Here is a 1,270-nt window from a genome sequence, read left to right as displayed (position 1 = left end):
GCCGGCCTCCGGTGCCGTGTCGGCCTCGGCTGTCCCCGACGTGGCGACCTCGGGCGCGACGGCCGGGCGGGGCTGCGGAGCCGCCGGCATCGGGATGGCCGCCGCCCGCTCACCGGCCGCCTCCGACCGGTCCCCGCGGGTGCGTCCGGTCCGGCGGCCGGATGAGGTGGCCCCACTGGGACGACCAGACGTCAGGGCCTGGATCAGCGCGTCGACCAGTTCCGGCTTGCGCATGCCGGAGGTGCCCGTCACGCCGTGCCGGCGCAGTTGTTCGCGGAGCTCGTCGACCTTCAGCCGGGCGATCTCGCTCTCGTTGATCTCCGGGGTGTTCGGGGTCTGGTTGCCGGGCTGCTCGCCGGAGCCGCGGCGGCGGGTCCCGGAACCGCCCGAGGTGCGGCGCGCGGTGGTGCCGCTTTCGGACCCGGACCTGCGGCGCGCGGTGGTGCCGCCTTCGGAGCCGGACCTGCGGCGCGTGGTCGTACCCGTACCGCCGGTGGATCCGCTGCGCGAGCCGCTGCCGGAGCGGGTCGTCTTACGGCCCTCGCGCAGCGCCTTGATCAGCGCCTTGACGAGGTCGTCCTTGCGCATCTCGGCGGTGCCGGTGATGCCGCGGCGGCGGAGCCGGTCGCGGAGCTGGTCGACCTTGAGGCGGGCGATCTCGCTCTCGTTGATGTCAGGGGTGTTCGGGGTCTGGTTGCCGGGGACGTTCTTCGTCGCCGTCGAGCCGCTTGCGCGCCCTGATGTGCTCTGCTTCGCCATCGAGCAGGTCCTTCCTGATCCGGGGTACGGCGACGTGCCTCGTGCCGCGTCTGCCGTTTCGGTACCCGGGATGACCTGCCGAAACCCATTACACCGGTGCCGAAATCAGTGCGGGGCGACCCGGGTCAGGTAGGTGTGGTGCGTGGTGAAGCCGAGACCCCGATAGAGGGCCACGGCCGGGTTGTTGCGCTGCTCCACCTGGAGGAAGGCGTGGGTGGCTCCGGCCGCCGCGCCCCAGTCGACCAGGGACCGGATCACCCGGCCGGCCAGCCCCTGCCGGCGGGCCTCCGGCAGCACCTCGATCAGGGTGAGACCGAGCCAGCGTCGCTGGCCGGTGACCGTACCGCGGCCGACGGCGAGCAGGGCGCCGTCGACGTACACCTCGGCGAAGCGGACCTGGTCCACGGCGGTGAGCACGTGGCGCGCGGCGTCCGGCAGGCCACCCTTGCGGCCCGCGGCCACCGCGAGCCAGTCCTCCGACGGCGCGGCGGCCAGCCGGACCGGCGGCAGG

General features: G+C 74.1%; 1 protein-coding gene and 1 pseudogene. Both read right to left on the bottom strand.

Annotation, left to right across the window (positions count from 1 at the left end; genetic code table 11):
* Positions 1–759, bottom strand: a pseudogene (locus DKL51_RS33155) (Rho termination factor N-terminal domain-containing protein); the annotation flags it as partial.
* Positions 760–864: 105 nt separating this feature from the next.
* Positions 865–1,270 (bottom strand): GNAT family N-acetyltransferase (locus DKL51_RS33150; protein ID WP_148097930.1); only part of this gene is annotated, 406 nt, incomplete at its 5' end.

The organism is Micromonospora globispora (assembly GCF_003857015.1).
GTDB lineage: Bacteria > Actinomycetota > Actinomycetes > Mycobacteriales > Micromonosporaceae > Micromonospora > Micromonospora globispora.
Note: the sequence above shows the minus strand (reverse complement) of the source record. Positions and strands in the feature narration are given on the sequence as shown.